The sequence below is a fragment of the Halomonas sp. WWR20 genome (assembly GCF_054602495.1).
Map to the genome: position 1 here is coordinate 72,714 of NZ_JBTRHR010000011.1, position 26,077 is coordinate 98,790.

Genomic DNA, 26,077 nt, shown 5'->3' on the forward strand with positions numbered 1-26,077 from the left:
AACGCTTCTCTACGAAATAGCCGGGCAAAGCCCGGCTTTTTTACGTCTGTCCTCTATAGAAAAGTGGTTTACTGATACATACTGAAACAATACTTACCAGCGAGTTATGGAGGCTGCTTGCGTCAGGCTGGCGTTTCGCTGATCGAATCCTTGATTGCTTTGCTGCTGATCAGCATCGCGCTGCTGGGTGTGGCTGCGTTGCAGCTGACGACGCTGCGAGATGCGCGTGATGCACGCTGGCGCATAGAGGCCGTATCTTTGGCCGCTGGCCTGCTCGAGCGTGTCCGGGCGAGTCCCAACAATGTTGCGGGCTTCGCGGTCGCTTCCGGAGACACGCAGGCCGCAGCATGCGGTAGTGATGCCGATATCTGTAATAGCGTGGCGGACTGGCTCAACGCGGTGTCGACCCAGTTGCCGCATGGGCTGGCCGCAGTCACCGTTAATGGAGCCAACGGCGTATACCATGTGACGATTTCATTACAATGGCGACAGGCGGCACCGAGCAATGAGGATCCCTTGCCTAGTTGTGGCGTCGATAGCGACTCGGGAGGGTGCGTGATCTTGGAGTCTCGTCTATGACCCATCAAGTACCGGGAGGGCTGCCGGCCATCCAGCGCGGCGTGGGACTGGTCGAGCTGATGATCTCGATTACCATCGGTCTAGTACTGGTGACATTGGTGACCAGCTACTATCTCTCCAGCCGGCAGAGCTATCAGACCACTGTGGTGACCAGTGAACTCAACGATTCACAGCGCTATGTCCTGCAGGCGCTTGCGCGGCAGCTGATGCTGGCCGGTTACAGCGACTCTTGGATGAATCCGAACGAAGTCTTCCCCAGCGATGGCGGTCAGGATGACGCTCCCAGCTTCGCTGATGGCCAGGTGATCACTAGCGACGCGGATGATGAAGTCTGGATTCGCTATCGGAGATCTCGGCCGAACGATTATATTACTCACCCCCTCATGACCTGCAGTAACAAAGAGGTGAAGGAAGGCTATAGCATTGCCATGGTGCGCCTCTATGTCGACGATCAGGGTCGCTTGAAATGCCAATCTATCGGCACGGACATGAGTACCGTACCGTTGCTCGATGGCGTCAATGCCTTGGCGTTTTCGTACTTGGATAGTTCCGGCCAGTTCCAGGCGCCGAGCGCCACCGACTGGTCAACGGTTCGGGCCGTGCAGATCGATCTGCTGGTCGAGACGCCGGATTTTACCTACGACGAGTCGATAGCACAGTCTTACTCTTGGCCGGGCGGGGCGAAGAAGTTCGATGATCGCAAGATGCGTTCACGTCTCACCCGCGTCGTCACCCTGCGTAATGTCGAGAGTGGATGAGGGGCGGGTAGTGACGACTTCAGGCTTCTCCCAACGGCAACGTGGCGTAGCGCTTCTGGTCACGCTTGTGCTGATCGCCTTGCTGGCTTTGCTTGCCTTCTCCGGTAGTGAAACGACCCGACTCCAGCAGCGCCTGGCCAGAAATGATCAGTCCGGCGAAATAGCCTTCCAGGCGGCTGAAGCGGCACTGCGCGAGGCGTTGCACGAGATCGAATCGGCGCCGCAATTGGCCGGCTTCTGTCTCAACAACATAAAGCGTTACACCATCGACAGCACCGGTAAATTCTACGATGACAACAACGCAGCGATCGAGGCGGCCCTGAAGCAGGGTGTCACGGTAGACTTCTTGCTGGGCGATGGTCAGGGGGTGAAACTGAGCATAGTGCCTCGCTATGTTATCTCTTGCATCAATGAAGAGACTATCGAGGGCTATACCGCAACGACAAGCATGGTTGAAGGCCAGAACGAGACTGCCGCCAACGATTATCACTTCTTTCGCATCTATGCCCAGGGATTCGGACCGGCTGGCGATATTTCTCGAATAATCGAGGCGCGTTATGTCTTCTGATGGGCTGCTGACGCGGCATGAATACAAGCCATCAGTGTATCGTGCGCCAGTTTTCCTGAATGCGCGAGGAGAGATTGGATTGGGTAACAGACTGATTTGCGCACTGATGACGGCATTGTTGATGCAAGCTTGTGTCGTTCCCCAAGTCCATGCCATGAGCGGCTTTCCATGGTCTGGCAATGGCGATAATGGTAATACCCATACTGGCGATGAAAGTGAAGATGGCACGACTGACAATAACGAGAATAATGGTGATTCGGTAAGCGACAGCGATAGCGGCGGAGCAACAAATGATGGCGATAGCGGTGGGGCGGCAGGCGACGGTGACGGAACCGCAAATGATCAAGATGACAGCGGAACGGTAAGCGGTGGGGGCGGGAGTAGCGGTACATCCGATGAGTGGGTCGAGACCTATCCCGATATTCCCTATCAGACGCCGGCAAATGCCCAGGCCGATGTGAATCCACGCTCGATGGTCGTGATGTCCAATGATCATCAATTGTTCTTCAAGGCCTACACCGACTGGAGTGATATCGACGGCGACGGGGATATCGACGATAGCTTCAACGAAGATGTTCGCTATTACGGCTATTTCGACAACCAGGCCTGCTACAGCTACGACGAATCGCTGACCGAGGGTGCTTTTAAGCATGCCTCAGAAGCCGACAATGATGGGACTTGCTCCGGCCAGTGGAGCGGTAATTTCCTCAACTGGTTGTCCATGACCCGGATGGATATCGTTCGCAAGGTCCTCTACGGCGGCAAGCGTTATCGCGACGATACCGATCATTCGACGATACTGGAGCGTGCCTATCTGCCCTATGACGCGCATTCGTTTGTCAAGGTGGTGAACGATTCAAGCGTACTCAGTCATTTCACGCCTTTCGGTAGTGCATCGGCGGTGTCGTTCTGCAATACCACTGGCTATAACCGTACCAGTGGCGAGTCAAAGGATGTTGATGCGCCGCCGTTGATTCGCGTCGCCACCGGTGAGTGGCCCAACTGGGCTGCCAACGAGCGTTGGCAATGTACCTGGCGTAACGAGTCGGGGCGTAGCGCGGGATATGCCAGCAAACGGCCAGAAAAAAATAGTGCGGGGCTCGGCCAGAAGGAATATGTCGCCCGCGTCGAGGTATGTGCCCACGACGAGGAAAATTGCAAGAGCTACCCTGGTTCCAATGAGTCGAAGCCTACCGGGTTGCTTCATGAATATGCCGATAGCATCGACTTCGGCTTGGTATCGGGATCCTATGAAAATAACCTCAGTGGCGGTGTGCTACGTGCGAACATCCGTAGTTTCAATGAGGAGATTAACGCCAATACGGGGGTCTTCGATTCCAAGGTTACCGGCATCGTCAGTAACCTCGATGCGTTTCGCATTTCACGCTACCGATACTCTGATGGGACGTATGACAATGACGGATGCCCTTGGGGAAAGAAACTAAGCGACATCGAAAACGGCGAATGCTCAAGCTGGGGTAATCCTTTCGCCGAAATGGTCGAGGAAACTCTCAACTATCTGACCGGCGGCGAGAGAACCTCGGCATTCAGCGTTGGTGCCGGCAGTGTCGAAAGCGAGTACGTCACCGGATTGACCTCGCCGGAATGGGAAAACGACACCGATTCGACCTGGTGCGCCGCCCAGACCATGATTCTGATGAATTCCAGCGAGGTCTCCTTCGACAGTGACCAATTGAGCAATATCGATCTGCTTGGTGATGGTAGCGTTACGGACTGGACCAACAAGATCGTCAATGAAAAAGGAGAAAAAATTGCAGGAAAATATTTCATTGGCGAGGCGGGCGGCGATAACAACAAGCTTTGCACCGCCAAGACCATCGACAATCTGGGGGAGGCCAAGGGAATCTGCCCCGGCGCGCCGGGGCTTGAGGGGAGTTATAACGTTGCCGGGCTAGCCAAGTACGCCCACGATAAAGAGATAGTGAGAAATAAGGATGACAGCGATGGCAGAAAGGTTAGCACTTACGCGGTCAGGCTGTCGGCGAATACTCCAATCATCGATCTCGGCAAGGTCAAGATTGTCCCCGCCTGTGAGAACGTTACCGATAACGGCAAGTGTGCGATTGTCGATTTCCGACAGAAATCAATCAGTGACAAATCTGGAGAATTCGAGATTACCTGGGAAGTAGCCGAGTTTGGTGGTGATTACGACTCAGACATCGAGATGAATTTCAGTTACGACCTGAACGATAACGATAACCGGCTGACTATAACCACCGAAGTGACCGATGATTCCTCCAGTCGCAAGACTGGGGTTGGCTACATCCTTAGCGGCACTTGGGGACGTTATGAATTAAACAATCCTAACCAGATTATCGACGAAAGCAGTGACGGTTTCACGGCGCATTCGGGGATTGACGGCTACAATAGGTCACTTTGCGGCAGCGGCTGCTATGCTGAGGATGGTGCTACCGAACGAAGCTATAAAGTTCTTGCTTCATCCGGTGCCTCGGCCCTCGAACCGCCGCTCTATTACGCTGCCATAAATGGCAACGACAAGGGGCTCGAGGCCTACTTCGAGGTCAACAATATCGGTGACCTCGCCAATTCATTGCAGAAAGTACTCGACGAAGTGCTGAGCACTAACAATCAAACCGGCGCCGGACTAGGCTATAGCGCCAACATCGATAACTTGGTCTTCCAGACCGTCTACAACAATCTTAACAGCTGGTCGGGCGATTTGATCGCTTACACGTTAGACAGCGGTATGAAGAGCCGAGCTTGGGGTGGTAAAAGTGCCCGCGAGCTGTTGGAGAAAAATATCGGTGCTCGTCAGATCATCACCTTCGACGTAACGACCGGGCAGGGCGTGCCCTTCAATACCAGCAGTCTATCGGATACTGGCGACGATACACTATCCGGACTGGCCGCTTATCTGCGTGGCGACAGCAGCAACGAGCAGAGCGAGGGCGGCACCTATCGCGATCGGCTGTGGCTGGATGGAAAGCATGCCGTGCTAGGTGACATCATCGACTCGCGCCCCTTCGTGATCGGCAAACCTGACAGCTATTATGTGCCAGAAAACGCCACGGACGGTTCTTATGCCAATTTTGTCGCTGAACATGCCGGCCGCCCCGCGATAGTCTATGTCGGTGCTAACGACGGCATGCTACATGGTTTCGAGGTTAGCAGTGGCCGCGAGGCGATCGCTTACGTACCCGGCATGCTGCTCGGCTCGCTAAGTGAACTGGCCGACCCCGCATATAAGCATCGCTATTATGTCGATGGCAGTCCCACGGTTCTCGATGCGCGTTGGGGGAGTAAGGATGGCTGGCATTCGGTGCTTGCTAGCGGCCTGGGGGCCGGCGGCCGGGGCATATTCGCGTTGGATGTCACCGACCCCAAGGCGTTCAATGAAAACAATGCCGCCAACATCGCCTTGTTCGAGTACGGGCCGCGTGTCGATCAGGCGTTGTTCGGGAGTGACAATGCCGAACTGCATCTCGGCTACGTGTATGGCCAGCCCAGTATCGTGCAACTTGAGAACGGCAGGTTCGCCGTAGTCTTCGGCAACGGTTATTTCAGCCCTTCCGGCAAGGCCGCCCTATACATCGTCTTCCTCTACGGCGCCGCTGATGGCGTGTTGGGGGCGGGCGATGTCCTGCGCCTGGTGCCTGACGATGTAGCCAATACCGGCGAGAACGGTCTGTCCACGGTGTCGTTGGTTGATCGTGACGGGAACGGACGCATGGATGCCGCCTATGGCGGCGACCTTCAGGGAAATCTGTGGCGCTTCGACCTTGGCGCCGAACAGCCAGACGCATGGACGGCAGGAGTCTCGCTGCTATTCAAGGCCACGCAGAACGGCGTCAATCAGGCCATTACCGCTGCCGTCGACGTGGGGCGCCATTCTGACGGCGGGCTGATGGTATTCCTCGGCACGGGCAGTCGCCCCGGGCGCTCGCTGCCTACCTCCCAATCGCGTGGTGCAGTCGATAGCGTCTACGCCATTCGCGATACGTGGAATGCCGACCAGAACCTGCCGCTTGACCGTGAAGACCTGGCGGCACGGAGTCTGTACAGTGCCCAGACACAGGGCGTGAGTGGCAGCACCGTATCGGTACGCTACTTCGACAGCGCGACAGGCGAGGCTGCGAGTGGCTGGTATTTCGATTTTCCCGATGGGAATGAGCGTATGGTCGAGACGCCGACGTTGTCTGGCAAGCGACTGATACTGACCTCGTTGATACCAGGGTACGGGATGTGTGGCGCCGAGGATAGCGGCTATCTCTATGAACTGTCCGCCTTCACTGGCACGGCATTATCCTCGGCCGGGTTCGATATCAATGGCGACGGGGACGTGGATGACGGTGACGTAATGCCCGGCGGTATCGTCCCGGCCGGTATCGCTACTCAAGGAGCCCTGTTCTCTCCGGTTATCAATACTGATCTTGACGCCGACAGTGAGGATCTGGTGTCGGTGAGTACCTCCGCGCAGAAGCAAAGCTATGATGGGAAGCCCGTCAATCCCTTGAAGCTGGGGCGGGTATCCTGGAGAGAATTGGAGCATTGATGGCCAGACAACACGGTTTTTCGCTTATCGAATTGATGATTTGCGTTGCGATCATAGGCATTCTGGCGGGCATCGCCTGGCCCTCATACGAGCGCTACGTGTTGCGTTCTCATCGTACCGAGGCGCAGGCGACAATGCAGGAAATGGCCCAGCGCCTGGAGCGGCGCTATAGCCAGACCTACAGTTATGGTACGGAAAAAAGCGGCAAGCCCTCTGAAATGGTACCGACGCTCTCACCGGATACCGTGCCGGCCAGTGGTATGGTGCGCTATCAGATCAGCGTCGATATCACCGATGGGGGCGGCGACTTCATCATCACTGCAACGCCGCAGGGAGGCCAGGCCAGCGACAGCTGCGGTACGCTGACGTTCAGTCAAAGCGGCAATCGGGCTCCGGCTAGCTGCTGGTAGGACAGTTGGTAGTGCCGGTCTGGCGAATCTGACGACCTGCACTGATGACAATTTCTCGTGGCGGCGCCACAAGATCGGGGTGACAGAGCGAGAAGGTACCCCACTCGGTGGTGAAACCGTCCGGTCTATAGCTCAGGCCATTGAGCAGAGCGTTGCCACTCACGCTAATGGCGAACTTGCCGTTGATGGCGGGATAGTGATGAATCAGCTCTTCCGAGCCGTCGAGTTTGTCATTGCCGTCTTCATCCATGAAAAGCATCAGGCTGTCTTGCCAATTGCTGGTGCATATCCTCCCATCTTGAGTGGGGCAGAGATGGACCTTGGTACGCCGTTCTGCCGCCTCCAAGCGTGCTGCGGAAAGTGCCTGCCAAAGGCGATCACTCTGACGGTCGAGAGCACTGCGGGCGGCGAGTTGTGTGAAACTCGGCACTGCCCAAGTGGCGAGGATGGCGACGATCGCGATCACGATCAGTAACTCGATCAAGGTGAAGCCTCGGAGGCGGAGCGCGCTCATGTGGTCAGAACTCTTTGCAGTAGACTGGTGAGTGATAGCAAAGCTTCCGGGAAACGCCGTGAAGCTTCAAGCGATGTGTGACATTTCGTAAAGGATGGCCAGACGTGATGGATCCTAGCTACGTCGGTGTGTCGAGCGCAGACTTTCTCATTATCGGCGGCGGCGTCATCGGTATGATGACGGCGCTGCAATTGGCCGATGCCGGTCACCAAGTGACGCTGCTGGAGCGTGGCCAGTGCGGGCGCGAGGCGTCCTGGGCGGGTGGTGGCATCGTCTCGCCGCTCTACCCGTGGCGCTACAGCGCGCCGATCTCGGCACTTTCCTCGTGGTCGGAGGGCTTTTATCCCGAACTGGCGTTGCGCTTGTTGGAGGAGACGGGCATCGATCCGGAGTACCGCCAGAAGGGATTGCTCTATCTGCGCGTCGATGACGAGGCGCGAGCGCTTGAGTGGGCCCGCGAGGTGGGTAAGCCGCTGGAGCGGGTCAATGCCGATTTCCTGTATGCCAAGGAGCCCCACGCGGCGCCGGGTTTCGAAGAAGCGCTATGGATGCCCACCCTGGGCAGTATCCGCAACCCGCGCTTGAGCAAGGCGCTGAGGGCCCGATTGCAGGCCATGCTTCGGGTCGATTTACGCGAAGGGGTCGAGGTGACGGGGCTGCGCGCTACCAGCGGCCGCATCGAAGGTGCCGAGACACGGGAGGGCCTGGTCACGGCGGATCGCGTCATCGTCTGCGGGGGGGCCTGGGCGCGTGAACTGCTGGCAAGTGTCGAGGTGGCATTGCCGGTGCGGCCGGTACGCGGCCAGATGATCCTGTTCAAGGCGCCACCGGGGCTGGTGGAGCGTGTCGTGCTGATGGATGGGCGGTATGTGATTCCACGGGGCGACGGGCGGGTGGTGGCAGGCTCGACGCTCGAGGAGGTGGGCTTCGACAAGGCCACCACCGAGGAGGCCAAGGCATCGCTGTATGCAAGCGCGATCGGGATCGTGCCGGGATTGGCCGAATGCGAGGTGGAGCATCACTGGGCAGGGCTGCGCCCCGGTTCGCCGGATGGCGTGCCGGTGATCGGTGCGGTGCCCGGCATCGCCGGACTGCATGTCAATGCCGGTCACTACCGCAATGGTCTGGTGCTGGCGCCGGCCTCGACCCGACTGCTGGTCGATCAATTGCTGGGGCGCGAGCCGATTCTCGACCCTGCGCCGTACTGGCTTTAGCGACGCTACCCGAGCACGGCTCAGCGTTCCGTCTCATCCTCACGGGCCGGGCCGTGCTCGAGAAAGTGCGCGCGATGCTCGCGGCAGCAGAACGTCAATGCTTCATGGTGGATCGATTCGCTCTCGGGTAGATGCAGGCGGCAGTAAGCGCAGCGCACCATGCGCTCGCTGGGTGGCGGCGAGCCGCGGTCCAGCCCTTCGCGGTCGGCTTGCCATTCGCGGTACATGCGATAGAGCTTGAGCCCGGCCCAGAACAACAGCACAAAAATGATCAGGCGAATGATCAAGAGGTTCATCCTTTCTACTCCCGGTGGCGGTCAGCGGCATTTTGCCTCGACAGCGACCTTGCGGGACAATGAGGGTCAAGGGGGCAGTGTATAGGCCCCGTGTCGCTCAGCCAATCGAGAGAATTCCCGCCCATGCAAGACCTGACTCTGGTAATGGCCCAGCTTGACCCGCTGGTCGGTGACATTCCCGGCAATACTCAGCGTGCCATCGAGGTGGTTCGCGAGGCGTGCATTGAGCACCGAGCCGATATCGTGGTGCTGCCGGAGCTGTTTCTGACCGGTTATCCGCCGGAGGACCTGCTGTTGCGCGAGTCGATGGAAGCACGCCTGAGCGAAGCTCGGGAACGCCTGGCGCAGAAGGTCAATCGCGAGGTGATGGTCATCGTCGGTTATCCCGGTCGGCGTGACGGTCGGCTCTACAACCTTGCCGGCGTGCTGCGTAACGGCGAATGGATCGGCGAATACGCCAAGCAGGCGTTGCCCAATTATCTGGTCTTCGACGAGCGTCGCTATTTTGCCTCCGGTGATACGCCGTTGGTCGTCGAGCATAAAGGTGCACGGCTGGGCGTACTGGTCTGCGAGGACCTATGGGATGGTGCGCCGGTGCGCCAGGCCGCCGACGCGGGGGCCGACATCTTGGTCACCCTCAACGCCTCGCCCTACCATCGCGACAAGTCGGCCGAGCGTGAACGGCTGTTCGCCGAGAGGGTCCGCGAGGTGCAATGCCCCCTGGTATACGTCAACCAGATCGGCGGACAGGACGAGCTGGTCTTCGATGGCGGCTCGTTGGCCCTCGACAGTCAAGGCGAGGTCTGTGTGCGGGCGCCTTCCTGGCAGGTGGGACTGATGCCGGTGCATTTCGTCGGCGGCGCAGGCCGGTGGCAGCCTCAGGTCGGCGAACGCGAACCGCTACTCGGCGCCGAGGAGGGCTTGTATTGCGCGCTGGTCACGGGGCTGCGTGATTATGTCAACAAGAGCGGCTTTCACGGCGTGGTGCTGGGGCTTTCGGGAGGGATCGACTCTTCATTGTCGCTAGCGATTGCGGTGGACGCCCTCGGCGCGGATCGGGTGCATGCGGTGATGATGCCCTATCACTACACGGCGGAGATATCCAAGCAGGATGCCGCCGAGCAAGCTCGTCTGCTTGGCGTGCATTACGAGGTGATGCCGATCGCGCCGATGGTCGAGGCCTTTACCGAGACGCTGGCGGAAAGCTTTGCGGGGGCCGAACGTGATACCACCGAGGAAAATCTACAGTCGCGGGTACGTGGCGTGCTGCTGATGGCGCTTTCCAACAAAAAGGGCCTGATGGTGCTGACCACCGGCAACAAGAGCGAGATGGCGGTGGGCTATGCCACGCTCTATGGCGATATGGTCGGCGGCTACAACGCGCTGAAGGATGTCTACAAGACCTGGGTCTATCGGCTGGCCCGATGGCGCAATACCCAGGAGCCGGCGATTCCCGAACGGGTCATCAACCGGCCTCCTTCCGCCGAGCTGGCAGCCGATCAACAGGACAGCGATTCCCTGCCCGACTATGACACGCTGGACGCGATCCTCGAGCGTTATATCGAAGGTGACATGAGCGCCGAGGCGATCATCGCGGCCGGTTATTCCCGCGAGGATGTCTACCGGGTCGTGAAGCTGGTGGATCGTACCGAGTATAAACGCCGCCAGGCGCCGGTCGGGGTGCGGGTGTCGTTACGCGGTTTCGGCCGCGACCGGCGCTATCCCATCGTCAACGGCTGGCAGCCGGGCGAATAAGCGGGAAGACCGCCCAATACCCAAGGGCCCCGCATACGCGGGGCCCTGTAGTCGATAGGATTATGCCAACAGCTTAGTTGTTCAGGCGCAGTGGCTCGGCATCGACATGCAGCGGGCGGAAGGTCGTGCCGCGCAGGCGCTTGTTGTCCGGGTCGTTCTCGATCAGCGTGGCCAGGACGTCACGGGCGCGATCGCGCATGTCGAGCCCCAGATAGCCTTCGACCATCACTGCCAGCGCATCGCGCGTCGCCGGGGATTTGGGGTAGTGCTCGATCACCCAGCGACCCCGTTGCACTGCGGCGACGTAGGCGCCCTTGCGCAGATAGAAGTCGGCAATCTGCAACTCGTGGCGGGCCAGGACATTACGCAGATAGATGATGCGCTGGCGGGCGTCGGGAGCGTAGCGACTGTCCGGAAAGCGGCGCACCAACTCGCCGAAGTCCACATAGGCATCACGACTCGCGCCAAGATCGCGCTTGGAAATGTCGATCAGCTCAAGTCCCTCGAGGCTGAAACGTCCCGCCTGATATGCCGCCAGGCCGCGCATGTAATAGGCATAGTCCACCTGAGGGTGGTCGGGCTGCAGACGGATGAAGCGGCTGGCGGCGGCGCGTGCAGCCTCCCAGTTCTCGACCTGATAGTAAGCGTAGATGAGTTCCAACTGGGCCTGCTCGGCATAACGGCCGAACGGGAAGCGCGTGTCGAGGGCCTCGAGCTGCTCCACGGCGGTGGTGTAGCGTCCGGCGTCCAGCGCAGTCTGGGCCTGTTGATAGAGATCCTGCTCCTGCAGGTCGGGCGCAGGCTCATTGCTGGCACAGCCGGCAAGCAGCGCACTGGCGAGCACCAGCGCGCCAAGGGAAGAGAGTCGCATCGTCATCCTCGTGTCAAACATTCCAAGACGGCCATACCGGCAGCGTTCCCGATGTGAACGGCCCCCGACGGTATTATGAAAAAACGTGCCGCTGGCCTGTCTCAAGGCCCGCGAGGGAAACCCGTCGTTCAGGGGCAGCGTCACATGCAGCAGGCTGCTACAATCCGCCAAATTCGACCCACTATAAAGCAAACGCCCGCGTCGGCGAAATGGGACAGATTCTCTCCTATGCCAGATATCCTGCACCGCGTTGAACGCATCCCCGATTCCATGCTGGGCATGCGCTTGGACCAGGCGGCCGCCGAATTGTTCGCGGAGTTCTCCCGTGAGCGTCTCAAGAGCTGGATCAACCAGGGGGCGCTGACTCTCGATGGCGGCCAGGCGCGGCCCAAGGACAAGGTCTTTGGTGGCGAACAGCTGATCCTCGATGCGGTGCTGGAGGAGAGCGAACGCTGGGAGCCCCAGGCCATCGATCTGGATATCGTTTACGAAGACGACCATGTGCTGGTGATCAACAAGCCGGTGGGGTTGGTGGTGCATCCTGCCGCGGGCAACCCCGACGGCACGCTGCTCAATGCCGTATTGCATCATTGCGCCGCACTGGCCGCCGTGCCGCGGGCGGGTATCGTGCACCGACTCGACAAGGACACGTCGGGATTGATGGTGGTGGCCAAGACGCTGGCGGCGCAGACCGCGCTGGTCGAACAGCTCCAGGCCCGCACCGTGTCCCGCGAGTATGACGCCATCGTCATCGGTGTGATGACCTCGGGCGGCACCGTCGACGCGCCGATTGGCCGCCACCCCAAGGACCGCAAGCGTCAGGCGGTGACGGCCTCGGGTAAGCCGGCCGTGACGCACTACCGGGTGGTGGAGCGCTTTCGTGGCCATACCTACGTGCGGTGTCGGTTGGAGACGGGGCGCACCCATCAGATCCGCGTGCATCTGGCGCACAAGCGATTCCCGCTGATCGGCGATGCGCTTTACGCCGGGCGTCTCAAGGTGCCGGCGGGAGCCTCGCAGACGTTGAAGGAGATCCTGCGCGAGTTTCCGCGCCAGGCTCTGCATGCGCGCAAGCTGGCCTTCATTCATCCGGCGAGTGGGGAGCGGGTGGAATTCCAGGCGGGCTTGCCGGATGATCTGCTGATGCTGCTCGACTACCTGCGTGACGATAGCGAGGCGCGAAAATGAGTGCACAACCGAGCCTGATTCTACCCGACTGGCCGGCGCCGAGTACGGTGGGAGCCTTCGTCACCACCCGTGAAACGGGGCCCAGCCAAGGCGATTTCGCGGCGTTCAATCCGGCCTCGCATGTCGGTGACGACGCCGCAAGCGTGGCGCGCTGCCGGGAGCTACTGACCCAGCAGCTCGATGACGAGCGGCCGTTGCTGTGGCTCGATCAAGTGCATGGCGCAAGGGTACAGCAGAGCTATCAGGCCACGACGCCCCCGGCCGATGCTGCAGTGGCGTTCGATAAGCAGTATGCCTGCGTGGTCCTGACCGCCGACTGCCTGCCGGTGTTGCTGTGTGATCGCCGGGGCTCACGAGTGGGCATCGCTCATGCCGGCTGGCGCGGTCTGGCGGGCGGGGTGGTCGAGGCCAGTGTGGCGGCGTTGGGCTGCGAGCCGCAGCACCTCATGGCCTGGCTGGGGCCGGCCATTTCCAATGCCCAGTTCGAAGTCGGTGCCGAGGTCTATGACGCCTTCGTCGCGGTCCAGAAAGAGGCGGCCAGCGCCTTCGAACCCAGCCCCTATCGGCTTGGGCACTACATGGCCGATCTTTACCGCCTGGCGCGCCTGCGCCTGGAGCGTTTGGGAGTGGGGCATATCAGTGGCGGACATTTCTGCACCGCCAGCGAACCGCGCTTCTACTCCCATCGGCGCGATGACGGCAGAACCGGGCGGATGGCCAGCGTGATCTGGTTGCGCTGAGATCCCGCGTTCACGGTCTGCTGCGCGTCGGCCGGCCCTGACTGATCAGACGGGTACGCCCGTCATGGCTTGCGTTGCGTCAAGGTGCGTGAGTTTTCCACGCGTCCCGCCTTGAAAGTCCCCCAACATACCTCCATTTTTGTGTCAATGCTAAATGACCGGGCCGGCGCGTCCGAACGCCGCCGTGCCCCAAGGGAGGAATTCGATGCGAATCGATAAAATGACCAGCAAGCTGCAGAACGCGCTCGCCGACGCTCAGTCGTTGGCGGTGGGGCGCAGTCACGGACAGCTGGATCCCGGACACGTGCTGCTGGCACTGCTCGACGCCCAAGACAGCGGGCTCAAGGGACTGATTCAGAAAGCCGGCGGTGACCTTGGTCAGTTGCGCAGCGGTCTGGATGAGTATCTCAGCAATTTGCCCGTGATTGGCCAGTTCGACGGCAATGTTCAGATGTCGCAGGATCTGGCGAGGCTGTTCAACCTCGCCGATCGCGAGGCCCAGGCGCGGGGCGATCAATACATCGCCAGTGAGCTGGTATTGCTGGCGGCGCTGGAAATGAACCACGCGGTGACCAAGGTGCTGACCCGGGCCGGGTTGACTCGCAAGGCGGTTGTCACGGCCATCGACAGCCTGCGGGGCGGCGCCAGTGTCAACGACGCCGGTGCCGAGGAGAACCGCGAGGCGTTGGATAAATACACCACCGACCTGACTGCACGGGCCGCCGACGGCAAGCTCGATCCGGTGATCGGCCGTGACGACGAGATCCGTCGCACGATCCAAGTCCTGCAGCGGCGCACCAAGAACAACCCGGTGCTGATCGGCGAGCCCGGGGTGGGCAAGACCGCCATCGTCGAAGGGCTCGCTCAGCGCATCATCAACGGCGAGGTGCCCGAGGGGCTCAAGGACAAACGCGTCCTGGCACTCGACATGGGCTCGTTGCTGGCCGGGGCCAAGTTTCGCGGCGAGTTCGAGGAGCGCTTGAAGGCGGTGTTGAACGAGCTCTCCAAGGAGGAGGGCCGGGTGATCCTGTTCATCGACGAGCTGCACACCATGGTCGGCGCCGGCAAGGCCGAGGGCGCCATGGATGCCGGCAACATGTTGAAGCCGGCCTTGGCGCGCGGCGAGCTGCACTGCGTGGGCGCGACCACGCTCAACGAGTATCGTCAGTACATCGAGAAGGATGCTGCGCTGGAGCGCCGTTTCCAGAAGGTGCTGGTCGACGAGCCGAGCGAGGAGGACACCATCGCCATCCTGCGTGGCTTGAAGGAGCGCTACGAGGTGCACCACGGTGTCGATATCACTGACTCGGCGATCATTGCCGCGGCCAAGCTGTCGACTCGTTATATCACCGACCGCCAGCTGCCCGACAAGGCCATCGATCTGATCGACGAGGCGGCGTCGCGCATTCGCATGGAACTGGATTCCAAGCCCGAGGAGATGGACCGCCTCGACCGACGCTTGATTCAGCTCAAGATGGAGCGTGAGGCGCTCAAGAAGGAAACCGACGAGGCGTCGCGCAAGCGTCTGGAGAGCCTTGAGGAGCAGATTAGCGAACTTTCCCGCGAGTATGCGGATCTCGAAGAAGTGTGGAAGTCTGAGAAAGCCAGCATTCAGGGCGCGGCGCAGTACAAGGCCGACCTCGAACAGGCACGTATCGATCTCGAGGCAGCACGCCGCCAGGGTGATCTGGGGCGCATGTCCGAGCTGCAATATGGGGTGATTCCCAACCTCGAGAAAAAGATCGCCGAGGCGGGAGAGAGCGATGAGGCCGATACCTCGCGCCATCAGCTGCTGCGCTCCAACGTTACCGAAGAGGAGATCGCCGAGGTCGTGTCGCGCTGGACCGGCATTCCGGTGGCCAAGATGCTCGAGGGGGAACGGGACAAGCTGCTGCGCATGGAGGAGGCGCTGCATGAGCGAGTGATCGGGCAGGACGAGGCAGTGACCGCGGTGGCCAATGCGGTGCGCCGTTCGCGCGCAGGGCTGGCCGATCCCAATCGTCCCAATGGCTCGTTCCTGTTCCTGGGCCCGACCGGGGTGGGCAAGACCGAGCTGTGCAAGTCGCTGGCCAATTTCCTCTTCGATACCGAGGAAGCCATGGTCCGCATCGACATGTCGGAATTCATGGAGAAGCATTCCGTGGCCCGGCTGATCGGTGCGCCTCCCGGCTATGTCGGCTATGAGGAGGGGGGCTATCTGACCGAGGCGGTGCGCCGCAAACCGTATTCGGTGCTGCTGCTCGATGAGGTCGAGAAGGCGCATCCGGATGTATTCAATATCCTGCTGCAGGTACTGGAGGACGGCCGCCTGACCGATGGCCAGGGACGCACGGTGGATTTTCGCAACACCGTGATCGTGATGACCTCCAACATGGGCTCCGAAATCATCCAGCGCATGGGCGGGGATGAGAGCGATTACGAGTCGATGAAGGAGGCGGTAATGACCGTGGTAGGCAACCACTTCCGTCCGGAACTGATCAACCGCATCGACGAAGTGGTGGTCTTCCATGCCCTGGGGCAAGAGCAGATCCAGGCAATCGCCGCGATCCAGCTCGACCGCCTGCGCGCGCGGTTGGCCGAGCGCGATCTCAAGCTGGAAGTCAGCGACGATGCCATGGCTCAACTGGCGGTGGTCGGCTTCGACCCGGTCTTCGGGGCGCGTCCGCTCAAGCGCGCGATCCAGAGCCGGATGGAAAACCCCTTGGCGCAGGATCTGCTGTCAGGACGCTTTAGCCCCGGCGATACCATCAAGGTCACGACCGAAGCGGGGCGCCTGGTATTCGACAAGGCGTAACTTTCCCTTTGCCACGGTATCGATCAAAGGCCCGCTGCGTGCGGGCCTTTCCGTGTCAGCACTGCGCGGGGTCAGTTCGAGGCGCTATCGGCCTGCGGATAAAGTGCCATCAGTTTGCGCAGCACGCCGTTGGTCCAGCCGAAACCGTCCTGGGCGGGGTATTCCCCGCCGCCACCGCGGGTGCCGGCGAGCACGTTGTACTTCTCGACCAGCTTGTTTTCCTGCTGGTACTGCGACCGGTTGGTGGCGATCCAGCGCTCGGCAATCATGCGCGCCAGGCGGGTGTTGCCGTAGTCGCGCAATCCCTTGATCGCCAGCCACTGCTGGGGTGCCCAGCCATTGGGGGCGTCCCACTGCTCGCCGGTGTCGCGGTTGGTGGTGACAAGACCGCCGGGCTTGAGCAGCTCTCGCTCCAGGGTGATGGCGGTCTGGGCGGCCTGCTGCGGAGTGGCGATGCCATAGAACAGCGGGTATGCCGTGGCCGTGCTCAGGCTATCGGTGAGCCGGTCCTCGCGCCACAGATAATCGCCGAAGGCGCCTGTCCGGGTATTCCACAGCAATGTTTGAATGGCGTGCCGGCGCTGGTCGGCGCGTGCCTGATACGCTTGGGCCTGATCAGTGTGTCCCGCAAGCTTGTGCGCCTTGGCGAGGGTCGCCTCGAGATGATAGAGCAGACTGTTCAAATCCACCGGGGCGATGTCGGTGGTGCGAATCGTCGCCAGCGTTTCTCCGTCGGCCAGCCAGCGCGAGGAAAAGTCCCAGCCGCTTTCCGCGCCGGCGCGCAGGTCGCGCCACACCTGGGTCTTGGGCCGCGCAGATCGCTCCGCCGTAGCAAGGTCCTCACGGAACGACTCTTGGCGCGGAGTGTTGGCATCATCCCAATAGCGATTGAGCAGCGTGCCATCGTCCAGTTTTACCACACGACGATAGGCTTGGCCGGCGGTAAGCGATTCGGCGCCATCCATCCAGTAGGCGTATTCCGCTTCCAGCTCGGGCAGCAAGCGCAGATAGGTGCCATTCCCGTCGAGCGTGGCGAGCAGGTCGACCATGCTGGCAAAAAAGGGCGGCTGCGAGCGCGTCAGATAGTAGGTGCGGTTGCCGTTGGGAATATGACCGTAGCTGTCGATGAGGTAGGCGAAGTTGTTCACCATGTCGCGGACGCTGTCTGCGCGGCCGCTCTCGATCAGGCCTAGCATGGTGAAGTACGAATCCCAGTAATAGATCTCGTTGAAGCGGCCCCCCGGCACCACATAGGAGTAGGGCAGTGGCAGGCGCGAGGAGTAAGGACTCTCCTTGCCATCCGGTTGGCGGGTGAGCACGGGCCACAGGGCATCGATGTGGGCACGTACATCCTGGCCGGGGGCGGGAGTGTAGTGCTGATTGCCGGCCTGTTCCGAGGTGAAGTGCGCATCGACGAAGTCGCGCAGGGCCTGCTCATCGAAACCGGGCGCTAATTGGGCCTGTTCATACGCCTGCAGAATGGCTTGCGGCGTGTCCTGGGGAATCAGGTCGACGAAGGTTTTGCTGTCCTCGAATATCGCCTGGGTCTGTACGTCATAGAAGAGATCGCCCCAGAGCAGGTCGGGCGGCGGTGGCACCTGGCGCGTTGGCGAAGACGACGTTGCCGGCGTTTGGGGAATCGTCCCCGAGGCCACCGCCTCCTGGCTGTCGGGCTGGGCCGTCGGTGTGGCGTTGGCTAGCGCCGCCGCCGGGCTGGCAAGGCTCAGGCATGCAAGGTAGCCGAGACTCAACAGGATCCTCCGATCACGCCGCATTGCTGAGAATATTGGCATCACAATCCCTCTCTCTATTTCAGCTTCGTCACATTAGCGTAGGCGACAAGTGATGCGAGCGGGACGCACGGAACCAATGAAATGACACTTGTGACACGCCGGCGTGCGGTCGCCATAAGCCGCGTATTGCGGGTGTGGTTCGGCGGACAGGAGTGGCTGGGGGAGGGCAAATCCCAGGGTCACATGGTGACCCTGGGAGCATGGGGGCTAGCGGTGACCTTCGGCGGATGTGGCCACCAGTCCTGAGGGTACCGGAGCGGCAGGATAGAGGGACATCAGCTTGCGCAATACGCCGTTGGTCCAGCCGAAACCATCCTGGGCGGGATATTCGCCGCCACCGGCGTGTTTGTTGGTAATCACGTCGTACTTTTCGATCAGCTTGTTTTCCAGCACGTAGCGCTGCAGGTTGGTGGCGATCCAGCGCTCGGCGACGCGGCGGGCCAGCTCGTGTTCGCCGTAGTCCCGCAATCCCATGATGGCGAGCCACTGCAGCGGTGCCCAGCCATTGGGAGCGTCCCATTGCTGCCCGGTTTCCCGAGTGGTCGCGGCGAGTCCTCCCGCCTTGAGCAGTTCACGCTCAAGGGTACGCGCCACACGCTCGGCCTGGTATGGCGAGGCAACGCCATAATACAGGGGGAAAACCATGGCGCCGTTGATGCTATTGGTCAGCTTGCCCTCGCGCCATAGATAATCACCGAACAGGCCGCGCTCTTCATCCCAGCACAGGGTTAGGAGCGCTTCACGGCGGGCATCAGCTCGTGCGCGGTAGAACTGCATGCGTTCATCGTTGCCGTTGAGTGCCTGAGCGTGGGCCAGCGTGGTTTCGAGATGGTAGAGCAGTGTGTTCAGGTCCACCGGCAAGATATCGATGGTACGAATAGTACACAGGGTTTCGTCGTCGGCGAACCAGCGCGAAGAGTAGTCCCAACCGCTTTCCGTGGCGGCACGCAAGCTGCGCCAGACATCGACGTTGGGCCGTGAATCGGCTTCGGCGGTGCAGACGTCTTCGTGATAGGACTCCTGACGCGGCGTGCATACGTCGTCCCAGTAGCGGTTGAGCAAGGTGCCATCGCTGAGCCGTACCAGTCGGCGATGCGCCTGGCCGGGTGCAAGAGTCGCTTCACCGCTCATCCAATAAGCGTATTCCGCTTCCAGCTCGGGCAGAAAACGCTGGTAGGCGTGCTGATCGTGATAATCGGCAAGACGCTTGACCATGCTGGAAAACATGGGCGGCTGCGAGCGCGTCAGGTAATAGGTGCGGGTGCCGTTGGGCACGTGGCCATATTCCTGAATCAGGTGCGCGAGGTTGTGCACCAGGTTGCACGCCAGATCGTGACGGCCACTCTCCTCGAGCCCGAGCATGATGAAATAAGAATCCCAATAGTAGATTTCGTTGAAGCGTCCTCCGGGAATCAGATAGGGATAGCGCAAGCGCAGGCGTGACGTCAGAGGCGGCGATTCGAGCAGCGGCTGGCGTGTCAGTTCCGACCAGAGGTCATCGATGTGCGCCATGACATCGCGCTCGGGCGTGGCGCGATAGGCCTCGCGCGGTGGCGCCTCGGACTCGAAGTGAGCCTCGACGAAGGCGCGCAATGCGGCGTCATCGAAGCCCGGCTGCACCTTGAGCCGCTGGTATTCCTGGAGGATGGTATCCGGCAGCTCGCGCGGCACCAGGTCCACGAAGGTCTTGCTGTCGGCAAAGATCTGGCGGCCCTGCACGGCATAGAAAAGTTCGCCCCACAGCAAGTTGGGAGGCAGGGTGATCTGGGTCTCCAGCGGGGTCATCAGGTACGACAGCGGCTTTATGCATGCGTCTGCGTGCTGAGCGTACTCTGGCGCGCACGCAACGCCGGCGTAGGAGAGGGCCGGCGACAGAAGCGGCCATGTATTGTGCGTCAGAGCTCGCATTGCGCATCTCCGTTCGGATTCAAACTTTAGTCTATACGGATGAGTCTAGAGACGTATGGGGAGTGGTGCTTCCTTTCAAGCATCATGCCGTGGTAACGCGGGTTCAATATGGGAAACAAGCGGCGTTTTAATGCCCAGATAATGCATTCGCGGTTGACACCCTATGAAGGCTAATGGAATCTTAACGTTCCTGATTTCGGGCGCGGAGCGCTCCGGGCGATCCCCGGCTTCCGCGCGCAGGATAGAAGCGATATCTATCCACCTGTCGAAGGACTTACCGGGCAAGGCGTCATCCGCCTCGTCTGACTATTGCCCCGACGCATCGATCTGATGCGCGAAAGAGTGCAGGTCCTAACCGGACTGAAGAACGCCAGGGTCTGGCATCAGGGTGTCGCTGGCCACGGGCCGCGGCAGGCGACGTTGTCGCCCTCGAACTCCGGTGCGTACTGCACCGTGAATGCACTCGAGACCTCCAGGGGAGACTCATCAGTGGAATTGCTTTCCGGCGCCGATATGCTCGCTCGCTTCCTGAAGGATGAGGGCGTTGAATATATCTATGGTTATCCAGGTGGTGCAGCTCTGCATATTTATGATGCACTGTTCCGCCAGGACGATGTCAAACACATTCTCGTACGTCATGAACAGGCAGCAACTCATGCCGCCGACGGCTATGCCCGTGCCTCGGGCAGGCCGGGTGTGGTATTGGTCACTTCCGGACCCGGCGCGACCAATGCCGTCACCGGCATTGCCACCGCCTACATGGACTCGATTCCGATGGTGGTGTTGTGCGGCCAGGTCGCCAGCCACCTGATCGGCGAGGACGCCTTTCAGGAAACCGATATTGTCGGCGTGACCCGGCCGATCGTGAAGCACAGCTTTTCGATCAAGCATCCGTCGGAAATCCCGGCGGTGCTCAAGAAGGCCTTCTATCTCGCCGCGAGCGGCCGTCCCGGGCCGGTGGTGGTGGATATTCCCAAGGATATGACTGCGCCCACCGAGCGTTACGAGTACAGCTACCCCAAGAAGGTCAAGCTGCGCTCCTACAATCCGGTGACGCGCGGCCATACCGGCCAGATCAAGAAAGCCGTCGACATGATGCTCAAGGCGCGACGCCCGGTGTTCTATACCGGCGGCGGCGTGGTCACCGGGGACGCCAGCGAGGGGCTGACCGATCTGGTGCGGCGTCTCGGTTATCCGATTACCACCACCTTGATGGGGATCGGCGCCTATCCGCAAAGCGATCGTCAGTCGCTGGGCTGGCTGGGCATGCACGGCTCGTATGAGTCGAACATGGCCATGCATCATGCCGATCTGATCATTGCCATCGGCGCGCGTTTCGACGATCGGGTGACCAACAACACCTCCAAGTTCTGTCCTACCGCCAAGATCATTCATGTGGATATTGATCCCAGCTCGATCTCCAAGACCGTACGTGCCGACATTCCCATCGTCGGGCCGGCCGGTAGCGTCATCAACGAGATGATCAGCCTGCTGCAGGGGCACGAGGTTACCAATGCCGAGGCCGTGCAGGCATGGTGGGAACAGATCGAGGGCTGGCGGGCCGAACGTGTGGGCAAGCTTTACGATCCCGCCACCGAGGGCGAGCCGCTCAAGCCGCAGCAGGTCGTCGAGGCCGTGTGCCGCGTCACCCGTGGCGAGGCGTTTGTGACCACCGACGTGGGTCAGCACCAGATGTTCGCCGCCCAGTATTACAAGTTCGACAAGCCCAACCGCTTCATCACTTCCGGCGGCCTGGGCACCATGGGCTTCGGTTTTCCGGCGGCGATGGGCATCAAGCTCAACTACCCGGACGATGATGTGGTGTGCTTTACCGGCGAAGGCAGTTTCCAGATGATGATGCAGGAGTTGTCGACCTGTAAGCAGTTCGCTATCGGGGTCAAGATCATCAACCTCAACAACGGCTCGCTGGGAATGGTGCGCCAGTGGCAGGACCTCAACTACAAGTCGCGTCATGCCCATTCCTACATGGAGTCGCTGCCCGATTTTCAGAAGCTGATCGAGGCTTACGGGTTCACCGCCATCAAGGTCGAGCGTCACGAGGATCTCGAGCCGGCGCTGGAGCGGGCGTTTGCCGACAAGAACGAGCTGGTGTTCCTCGACATCTATGTCGATCCGCGCGAACACGTCTATCCGATGCATATGCCACTCGGCTCCATGCGTGACATGCTGCTTTCGAAGACGGAGCGGACCTGATGCGCCACATCATCTCGATACTCTTGGAAAACGAACCTGGCGCCCTGTCACGTGTGGTGGGGCTGTTCTCCCAACGTAACTTCAACATCGAAACGCTCAACGTCGCCCCCACCGAGGACCCGACGCTGTCGCGCCTGACCGTTACCACTCAGGGCGACGACCGGGTAATCGAGCAGATCACCAAGCAGCTCAACAAGCTGATCGATGTCGTCAAGCTGGTCGATCTGACCGAAGGCACGCATATCGAGCGCGAGCTGATGCTGGTCAAGGTCAAGGCGCTCGGTGCGAGCCGCGACGAGGTCAAGCGGACGGTGGATATCTTCCGCGCGCAGATCGTCGATGTGACCCCGAGTTTGTATACCGTGCAGATTACTGGCGATGGCGCCAAGCTCGACGCCTTCCTGCAGGCTATGGGGCCGGTGGGCATCCTCGAAGTGGCGCGTACCGGTGTCTCGGGCATCGCCCGCGGCGACAAGGTGCTGAGCCTCTAAGCATTATCCCTGTCTGTAAGCCGCTCTTCGGAGCGGCTTTTTTGTGCTTGGCGAACTTTTCAGTGCACCTGGGCCCACAAGGCGCGAATCAGCGGGTTGCGCAGCTTTTTCTCCAGCACGCATAACCCGACGTCATAGGGCGAGAGGTGTGGCTGCACCTCGAGGATGCGCACGCGATCGGCCAAGGGGCTGTTGTCCAGCACGATCTTGGGCACCACGCCGACACCGAAACCCAGCCCCACCATGCTGACGATCGCTTCATTGCCCGCCACTTGGGCATAGATGTGCGGCTTGATGCCGAGGTCGCGAAACCACCGGTCCGCACGTTCGCGCGCCAGCCCCGATTCCGACAGGATCATGGGCGTCTCTGCCCACTCTTCTGCGCGCGGCATTGCCAGCGTAGCTGGCAGCCAATCGGCCTTCTCGCCCGGGACGATGAATACCAAGGGCGAGGTCGCGATGGGCTTGAAGGCTAGCTGCGTGGGCAGGTGCTCGGGGCGCGCGGTGATTGCCATGTCTTCCTCGCCGCTCATGACACGCACGATGGCATCCGCCGGGTCGCCGGTATGCAGCTTGAGTTCGATTCGTGGATATTGCAGACGAAACTCGCTGAGCAATTCATACAGGAAGCTGTAACTGGCGGTCACCGAACAGTAGATGCTGATTTCGCCGGCCAGCTCGCGATTTTCTTCCATCAGCGAATGGCGGAACAGCTCCCAGTGCTCCAGCGTTTCCCTGGCGTACTGTTGGAACAGGCGACCTTCGGCGGTCATCACCACGCTGCGATTGTCGCGCTCGAAAAGCGTTGCGCCTGTTGCCTCCTCGAGTTGGCGAATCGTGCGGCTAAGCGTCGAGGGGCTGATGTGGCAGGCCTCGCTGGCCCGGCCGAAGTGCAAGGTATCGGCCAGGTTGAGGAACTGCTTCAAGGAACGAAGGTCCATGCTGAGCATTTCTTCTCATGAAATATAATGTTGCAAATATAGCATTTTACGCAATGCATGGGCTGACGTAAGGTGGCCTCATCAGCGCCGCGATAGACGGCGCACGCCATCAACGCTGACATCCCTTCACTTTTACGTTTCGCTACGGAGTTCGACATGCGCGTTTATTATGATAAGGATTGCGATCTTTCCCTGATCCAGGCCAAGAAGGTCACCATCGTCGGTTACGGTTCCCAGGGGCATGCTCATGCCAACAACCTCAAGGAGTCTGGCGTCGAGGTTACCGTCGCCCTGCGCCAGGGGTCTTCCTCCGCCGCCAAGGCCGAGGCGGCGGGTCTAAAGGTCGCTTCCGTGCCCGAAGCCTGCAAGACCGCCGACGTGGTCATGATCCTCGCTCCCGACGAAAATCAGAAAGCCATCTATGAGCAGGAAATCGAGCCGAACCTGAAAGAGGGTGCGACGCTGGCCTTCGCCCACGGCTTCAACATCCACTACAACCAGATCGTGCCGCGTACCGATCTCGACGTGATCATGATTGCGCCCAAGGCGCCGGGCCACACCGTACGCTCCGAGTTCGTCAAGGGCGGGGGGATTCCCGACCTGATCGCCATTCACCAGGATGCCTCCGGCCAGGCCAAGGAAATTGCCCTGTCCTATGCTGCTGGCGTCGGCGGCGGACGTACCGGGATCATCGAAACCACCTTCAAGGATGAGACCGAAACCGACCTGTTCGGTGAGCAGGCGGTACTGTGCGGTGGCGCCGTTGAACTGGTCAAGGCCGGCTTCGAGACGCTGACCGAAGCGGGCTACGCGCCGGAAATGGCCTATTTCGAGTGTCTGCACGAGCTGAAGCTGATCGTCGACCTGATGTACGAGGGTGGCATTGCCAACATGAACTACTCGATCTCCAACAATGCGGAGTACGGCGAGTACGTGACTGGCCAGGAAGTCATCAACGACCAGTCTCGCGCGGCGATGCGCAATGCACTCAAGCGCATTCAGACCGGCGAATATGCCAAGATGTTCATTCAGGAAGGCAACACCAATTATCCGTCGATGACCGCTCGTCGTCGCCTTAATGCCGAGCACCCGATCGAGCAAGTCGGTGAAAAGCTGCGCTCCATGATGCCGTGGATCGCCGCCAACCAACTGGTCGACAAGAGCAAGAACTGATCCTCTCGGGGTGATCGAAAGGGCGCGGATTCCGCGCCCTTTTTTTATGGTGTCTGAAGACGCTGGCTTTGCAGGCGCACTGTCGTCCATGCTCCTAGAGTGTAGAATCGATAATACGAAGAGCTTGCTTCTCCCGTGGCAATGGACGAGACCTATGATTCAAGATTCCCGCAATACCGAGCCAGACATCAGCGAAAGTGCTGGGCCAGACTCAAGCGAGGGTGCCGGACAGGAACGAGAGGAGGCCTTCTTCGCTGGCAGTGCCAGTTCCTTCCAGCAGGACACCGAAGTCATTGAGGAAACCGTCGAGAACGGTAAGCGAGTCAGGCGCAGAGGTATCTACCTGCTGCCCAACCTGTTCACCACCTCCGCACTTTTCTCGGGATTCTTTTCGGTGGTGGCGGCCCTGAACGGTGACTTCGCCGCTGCGGCTATCGCCGTTTTCGTGGCGATGGTACTCGATGGCCTCGACGGGCGAGTGGCGCGTATGACCAATACGCAAAGCGCCTTCGGTGCAGAGTACGATAGCCTGGCGGATATGGTGTCGTTCGGTGTGGCGCCCGCCTTGGTAGCGTTCACCTGGATTCTGCAGGATGTCGGCAAGATTGGCTGGATTGCCGCCTTCATCTTCGTGGCCTGTGCGGCTTTGCGGTTGGCACGCTTTAATGTCCAGATCGGCTCGACCGACAAGAAGTGGTTCATCGGCCTGCCCAGCCCCTCGGCGGCGGCGGTTGTTGCTGGCTGTGTCTGGGTATTCCATAACTTCGATGCAGAGGGCTTCGGCTTCAAGTTACTGATGACCTTGGTGGTGGCGGCAGCCGGTGTACTAATGGTCAGCAACATCCGTTATTACAGTTTTAAGGAGATCGATCTGAAAGGGCCCGTCCCCTTCGTGGCCCTGTTGGCGATTGTATTGGGGTTCGTGGTGATTTCCTTGGAGCCTTCGGTGATGTTGCTGATTCTGTTTGGCAGCTATGTGGTGTCGGGCCCGCTCATGGCGTTGATGCGCAAAGTGAAAAAGCCCAAGCACTGAAGCCTGCTCTCTTTCTCATTGACGCCCGCCCTGCGCGGGCGTTGGCGTTATTGCCACGGGTTTTAGGGCCCGCGCTGCGCCGGGGCGATGGGCGGCCCACGGGCGCTTCCGACCGGCGCGCTGAAACTTCGCGACTTTTTTCACCGCCAGGGCTTGTGTTCGCGTCCGTCAGATCGTAAAGTACGCCTCCGCTGCCAGCGACGAGCACACGTTGCAGGCGGTGGAGAGTGAGGCAAGTCCTTGTTGCCGTTGGGGTTTTGGGTTTCTCGCCGAGCGTTGGCGAGGCGACGAAAGCCTTGACAG

General features: G+C 60.4%; 21 protein-coding genes. 15 read left to right on the forward strand and 6 right to left on the reverse strand.

What is annotated here, in order from left to right:
- The first annotated feature begins 117 nt into the window (after nucleotides 1-117).
- Genes pilV through ACW4DH_RS17140 form a run of 5 tightly spaced genes read left to right on the forward strand, consistent with a single transcriptional unit; the run spans nucleotide 118 to nucleotide 6,849 of the window.
- Nucleotides 118-579: a type IV pilus modification protein PilV gene (gene pilV, locus ACW4DH_RS17120; protein WP_459637610.1), complete on the forward strand. Its 462-nt coding sequence runs from the start codon at nucleotides 118-120 to the stop codon at nucleotides 577-579.
- On the forward strand, nucleotides 576-1,337 hold the full coding sequence (locus ACW4DH_RS17125) for a PilW family protein (protein WP_459637611.1): 762 nt from the start codon (nucleotides 576-578) through the stop codon (nucleotides 1,335-1,337). The genes pilV and ACW4DH_RS17125 overlap by 4 nt, the downstream gene beginning before the upstream one ends.
- 10 nt (nucleotides 1,338-1,347) lie before the next feature.
- Entirely contained in the window at nucleotides 1,348-1,905 is a 558-nt protein-coding gene (locus tag ACW4DH_RS17130; RefSeq protein ID WP_459637612.1) for a pilus assembly PilX family protein, read from the forward strand.
- Complete coding sequence (locus ACW4DH_RS17135; protein WP_459637613.1) at nucleotides 1,895-6,439, forward strand: pilus assembly protein; 4,545 nt, start codon at nucleotides 1,895-1,897, stop codon at nucleotides 6,437-6,439. Before ACW4DH_RS17130 ends, ACW4DH_RS17135 begins: the two co-directional genes overlap by 11 nt.
- On the forward strand, nucleotides 6,439-6,849 hold the full coding sequence (locus ACW4DH_RS17140) for a type IV pilin protein (RefSeq protein WP_459637614.1): 411 nt from the start codon (nucleotides 6,439-6,441) through the stop codon (nucleotides 6,847-6,849). The genes ACW4DH_RS17135 and ACW4DH_RS17140 overlap by 1 nt, the downstream gene beginning before the upstream one ends.
- Here the strand turns inward: ACW4DH_RS17140 and ACW4DH_RS17145 are convergent.
- Nucleotides 6,836-7,363, reverse strand: coding sequence for a GspH/FimT family pseudopilin (locus ACW4DH_RS17145; RefSeq protein WP_459637615.1), 528 nt, complete (start codon nucleotides 7,361-7,363; stop codon nucleotides 6,836-6,838). The two genes, ACW4DH_RS17140 and ACW4DH_RS17145, sit on opposite strands and share 14 nt — an antisense overlap.
- Nucleotides 7,364-7,470: 107 nt before the next feature.
- On the opposite strand from ACW4DH_RS17145, the gene thiO reads away from it, so the two are divergent.
- Nucleotides 7,471-8,577 carry a glycine oxidase ThiO gene (gene thiO, locus ACW4DH_RS17150; protein ID WP_459637634.1) on the forward strand — a complete coding sequence of 369 codons (1,107 nt, stop codon included), beginning with the start codon at nucleotides 7,471-7,473 and terminating at the stop codon, nucleotides 8,575-8,577.
- A gap of 20 nt (nucleotides 8,578-8,597) precedes the next feature.
- Here the strand turns inward: thiO and ACW4DH_RS17155 are convergent, their stop codons facing one another.
- Nucleotides 8,598-8,873 carry a PP0621 family protein gene (locus tag ACW4DH_RS17155; protein WP_459637616.1) on the reverse strand — a complete coding sequence of 92 codons (276 nt, stop codon included), beginning with the start codon at nucleotides 8,871-8,873 and terminating at the stop codon, nucleotides 8,598-8,600.
- A 123-nt stretch (nucleotides 8,874-8,996) separates the two neighbouring features.
- Between ACW4DH_RS17155 and ACW4DH_RS17160 the strand changes: the two genes are divergently transcribed.
- Complete coding sequence (locus tag ACW4DH_RS17160) at nucleotides 8,997-10,628, forward strand: NAD+ synthase (protein WP_459637617.1); 1,632 nt, start codon at nucleotides 8,997-8,999, stop codon at nucleotides 10,626-10,628.
- A 73-nt stretch (nucleotides 10,629-10,701) separates the two neighbouring features.
- On the opposite strand, the gene ACW4DH_RS17165 is transcribed toward ACW4DH_RS17160, so the two are convergent.
- Nucleotides 10,702-11,499 (reverse strand): outer membrane protein assembly factor BamD, encoded by a 798-nt coding sequence (locus tag ACW4DH_RS17165; RefSeq protein WP_459637618.1) that lies wholly within the window; start codon nucleotides 11,497-11,499, stop codon nucleotides 10,702-10,704.
- Nucleotides 11,500-11,727: 228 nt separating this feature from the next.
- Between ACW4DH_RS17165 and rluD the strand changes: the two genes are divergently transcribed.
- The 3 genes from rluD to clpB all read left to right on the forward strand — a co-directional run bounded on the left by rluD (nucleotide 11,728) and on the right by clpB (nucleotide 16,221).
- On the forward strand, nucleotides 11,728-12,687 hold the full coding sequence (rluD, locus tag ACW4DH_RS17170) for a 23S rRNA pseudouridine(1911/1915/1917) synthase RluD (protein ID WP_459637619.1): 960 nt from the start codon (nucleotides 11,728-11,730) through the stop codon (nucleotides 12,685-12,687).
- The gene (gene pgeF / locus ACW4DH_RS17175) at nucleotides 12,684-13,427 is read left to right on the forward strand and encodes a peptidoglycan editing factor PgeF (RefSeq protein WP_459637620.1); all 744 of its coding nucleotides are present in this window, start codon (nucleotides 12,684-12,686) and stop codon (nucleotides 13,425-13,427) included. Before rluD ends, pgeF begins: the two co-directional genes overlap by 4 nt.
- Before the next feature lie 205 nt (nucleotides 13,428-13,632).
- A complete protein-coding gene (gene clpB, locus ACW4DH_RS17180) occupies nucleotides 13,633-16,221 on the forward strand; it encodes an ATP-dependent chaperone ClpB (RefSeq protein ID WP_459637621.1) in 2,589 nt (862 codons plus the stop codon).
- Nucleotides 16,222-16,292: 71 nt separating this feature from the next.
- Here the strand turns inward: clpB and treF (ACW4DH_RS17185) are convergent, their stop codons facing one another.
- Nucleotides 16,293-17,972, reverse strand: a complete 1,680-nt coding sequence (treF, locus tag ACW4DH_RS17185) for an alpha,alpha-trehalase TreF (protein WP_459637622.1) — start codon at nucleotides 17,970-17,972, stop codon at nucleotides 16,293-16,295.
- Nucleotides 17,973-18,095: 123 nt separating this feature from the next.
- Between treF (ACW4DH_RS17185) and ACW4DH_RS17190 the strand changes: the two genes are divergently transcribed.
- Nucleotides 18,096-18,260 (forward strand): hypothetical protein, encoded by a 165-nt coding sequence (locus tag ACW4DH_RS17190; protein ID WP_459637623.1) that lies wholly within the window; start codon nucleotides 18,096-18,098, stop codon nucleotides 18,258-18,260.
- Here ACW4DH_RS17190 and treF (ACW4DH_RS17195) read toward each other — a convergent pair.
- The gene (treF, locus tag ACW4DH_RS17195; protein ID WP_459637624.1) at nucleotides 18,222-19,922 is read right to left on the reverse strand and encodes an alpha,alpha-trehalase TreF; all 1,701 of its coding nucleotides are present in this window, start codon (nucleotides 19,920-19,922) and stop codon (nucleotides 18,222-18,224) included. The genes ACW4DH_RS17190 and treF (ACW4DH_RS17195) overlap by 39 nt on opposite strands.
- Nucleotides 19,923-20,411: 489 nt before the next feature.
- Here treF (ACW4DH_RS17195) and ACW4DH_RS17200 point away from each other — a divergent pair, with 489 nt between their 5' ends.
- On the forward strand, nucleotides 20,412-22,136 hold the full coding sequence (locus ACW4DH_RS17200; protein WP_459637625.1) for an acetolactate synthase 3 large subunit: 1,725 nt from the start codon (nucleotides 20,412-20,414) through the stop codon (nucleotides 22,134-22,136).
- Nucleotides 22,136-22,627 (forward strand): acetolactate synthase small subunit, encoded by a 492-nt coding sequence (gene ilvN, locus ACW4DH_RS17205; protein WP_459637626.1) that lies wholly within the window; start codon nucleotides 22,136-22,138, stop codon nucleotides 22,625-22,627. The genes ACW4DH_RS17200 and ilvN overlap by 1 nt, the downstream gene beginning before the upstream one ends.
- 59 nt (nucleotides 22,628-22,686) lie before the next feature.
- On the opposite strand, the gene ilvY is transcribed toward ilvN, so the two are convergent.
- Complete coding sequence (gene ilvY, locus ACW4DH_RS17210; protein WP_459637627.1) at nucleotides 22,687-23,568, reverse strand: HTH-type transcriptional activator IlvY; 882 nt, start codon at nucleotides 23,566-23,568, stop codon at nucleotides 22,687-22,689.
- A gap of 156 nt (nucleotides 23,569-23,724) precedes the next feature.
- On the opposite strand from ilvY, the gene ilvC reads away from it, so the two are divergent.
- Nucleotides 23,725-24,741 (forward strand): ketol-acid reductoisomerase, encoded by a 1,017-nt coding sequence (gene ilvC, locus ACW4DH_RS17215; protein WP_459637628.1) that lies wholly within the window; start codon nucleotides 23,725-23,727, stop codon nucleotides 24,739-24,741.
- A gap of 154 nt (nucleotides 24,742-24,895) precedes the next feature.
- Nucleotides 24,896-25,774, forward strand: a complete 879-nt coding sequence (pssA, locus tag ACW4DH_RS17220; protein WP_459637629.1) for a CDP-diacylglycerol--serine O-phosphatidyltransferase — start codon at nucleotides 24,896-24,898, stop codon at nucleotides 25,772-25,774.
- Nucleotides 25,775-26,077: the final 303 nt, after the last annotated feature.

What these genes read in the sequence shown, in the direction of transcription:
- ACW4DH_RS17165 (WP_459637618.1), bottom strand. Translation starts at nt 11,499, where the DNA reads ATGCGACTCTCTTCCCTTGGCGCGCTGGTGCTCGCCAGTGCGCTGCTT.
- thiO (WP_459637634.1), top strand. Translation starts at nt 7,471, where the DNA reads ATGGATCCTAGCTACGTCGGTGTGTCGAGCGCAGACTTTCTCATTATC.
- ACW4DH_RS17190 (WP_459637623.1), top strand. Translation starts at nt 18,096, where the DNA reads ATGACACTTGTGACACGCCGGCGTGCGGTCGCCATAAGCCGCGTATTG.
- ACW4DH_RS17145 (WP_459637615.1), bottom strand. Translation starts at nt 7,363, where the DNA reads ATGAGCGCGCTCCGCCTCCGAGGCTTCACCTTGATCGAGTTACTGATC.
- ACW4DH_RS17140 (WP_459637614.1), top strand. Translation starts at nt 6,439, where the DNA reads ATGGCCAGACAACACGGTTTTTCGCTTATCGAATTGATGATTTGCGTT.
- rluD (WP_459637619.1), top strand. Translation starts at nt 11,728, where the DNA reads ATGCCAGATATCCTGCACCGCGTTGAACGCATCCCCGATTCCATGCTG.
- ACW4DH_RS17125 (WP_459637611.1), top strand. Translation starts at nt 576, where the DNA reads ATGACCCATCAAGTACCGGGAGGGCTGCCGGCCATCCAGCGCGGCGTG.
- ilvY (WP_459637627.1), bottom strand. Translation starts at nt 23,568, where the DNA reads ATGGACCTTCGTTCCTTGAAGCAGTTCCTCAACCTGGCCGATACCTTG.
- treF (WP_459637624.1), bottom strand. Translation starts at nt 19,922, where the DNA reads ATGCGAGCTCTGACGCACAATACATGGCCGCTTCTGTCGCCGGCCCTC.
- ACW4DH_RS17160 (WP_459637617.1), top strand. Translation starts at nt 8,997, where the DNA reads ATGCAAGACCTGACTCTGGTAATGGCCCAGCTTGACCCGCTGGTCGGT.
- ilvN (WP_459637626.1), top strand. Translation starts at nt 22,136, where the DNA reads ATGCGCCACATCATCTCGATACTCTTGGAAAACGAACCTGGCGCCCTG.
- ilvC (WP_459637628.1), top strand. Translation starts at nt 23,725, where the DNA reads ATGCGCGTTTATTATGATAAGGATTGCGATCTTTCCCTGATCCAGGCC.
- pssA (WP_459637629.1), top strand. Translation starts at nt 24,896, where the DNA reads ATGATTCAAGATTCCCGCAATACCGAGCCAGACATCAGCGAAAGTGCT.
- clpB (WP_459637621.1), top strand. Translation starts at nt 13,633, where the DNA reads ATGCGAATCGATAAAATGACCAGCAAGCTGCAGAACGCGCTCGCCGAC.
- ACW4DH_RS17135 (WP_459637613.1), top strand. Translation starts at nt 1,895, where the DNA reads ATGTCTTCTGATGGGCTGCTGACGCGGCATGAATACAAGCCATCAGTG.
- pgeF (WP_459637620.1), top strand. Translation starts at nt 12,684, where the DNA reads ATGAGTGCACAACCGAGCCTGATTCTACCCGACTGGCCGGCGCCGAGT.
- ACW4DH_RS17155 (WP_459637616.1), bottom strand. Translation starts at nt 8,873, where the DNA reads ATGAACCTCTTGATCATTCGCCTGATCATTTTTGTGCTGTTGTTCTGG.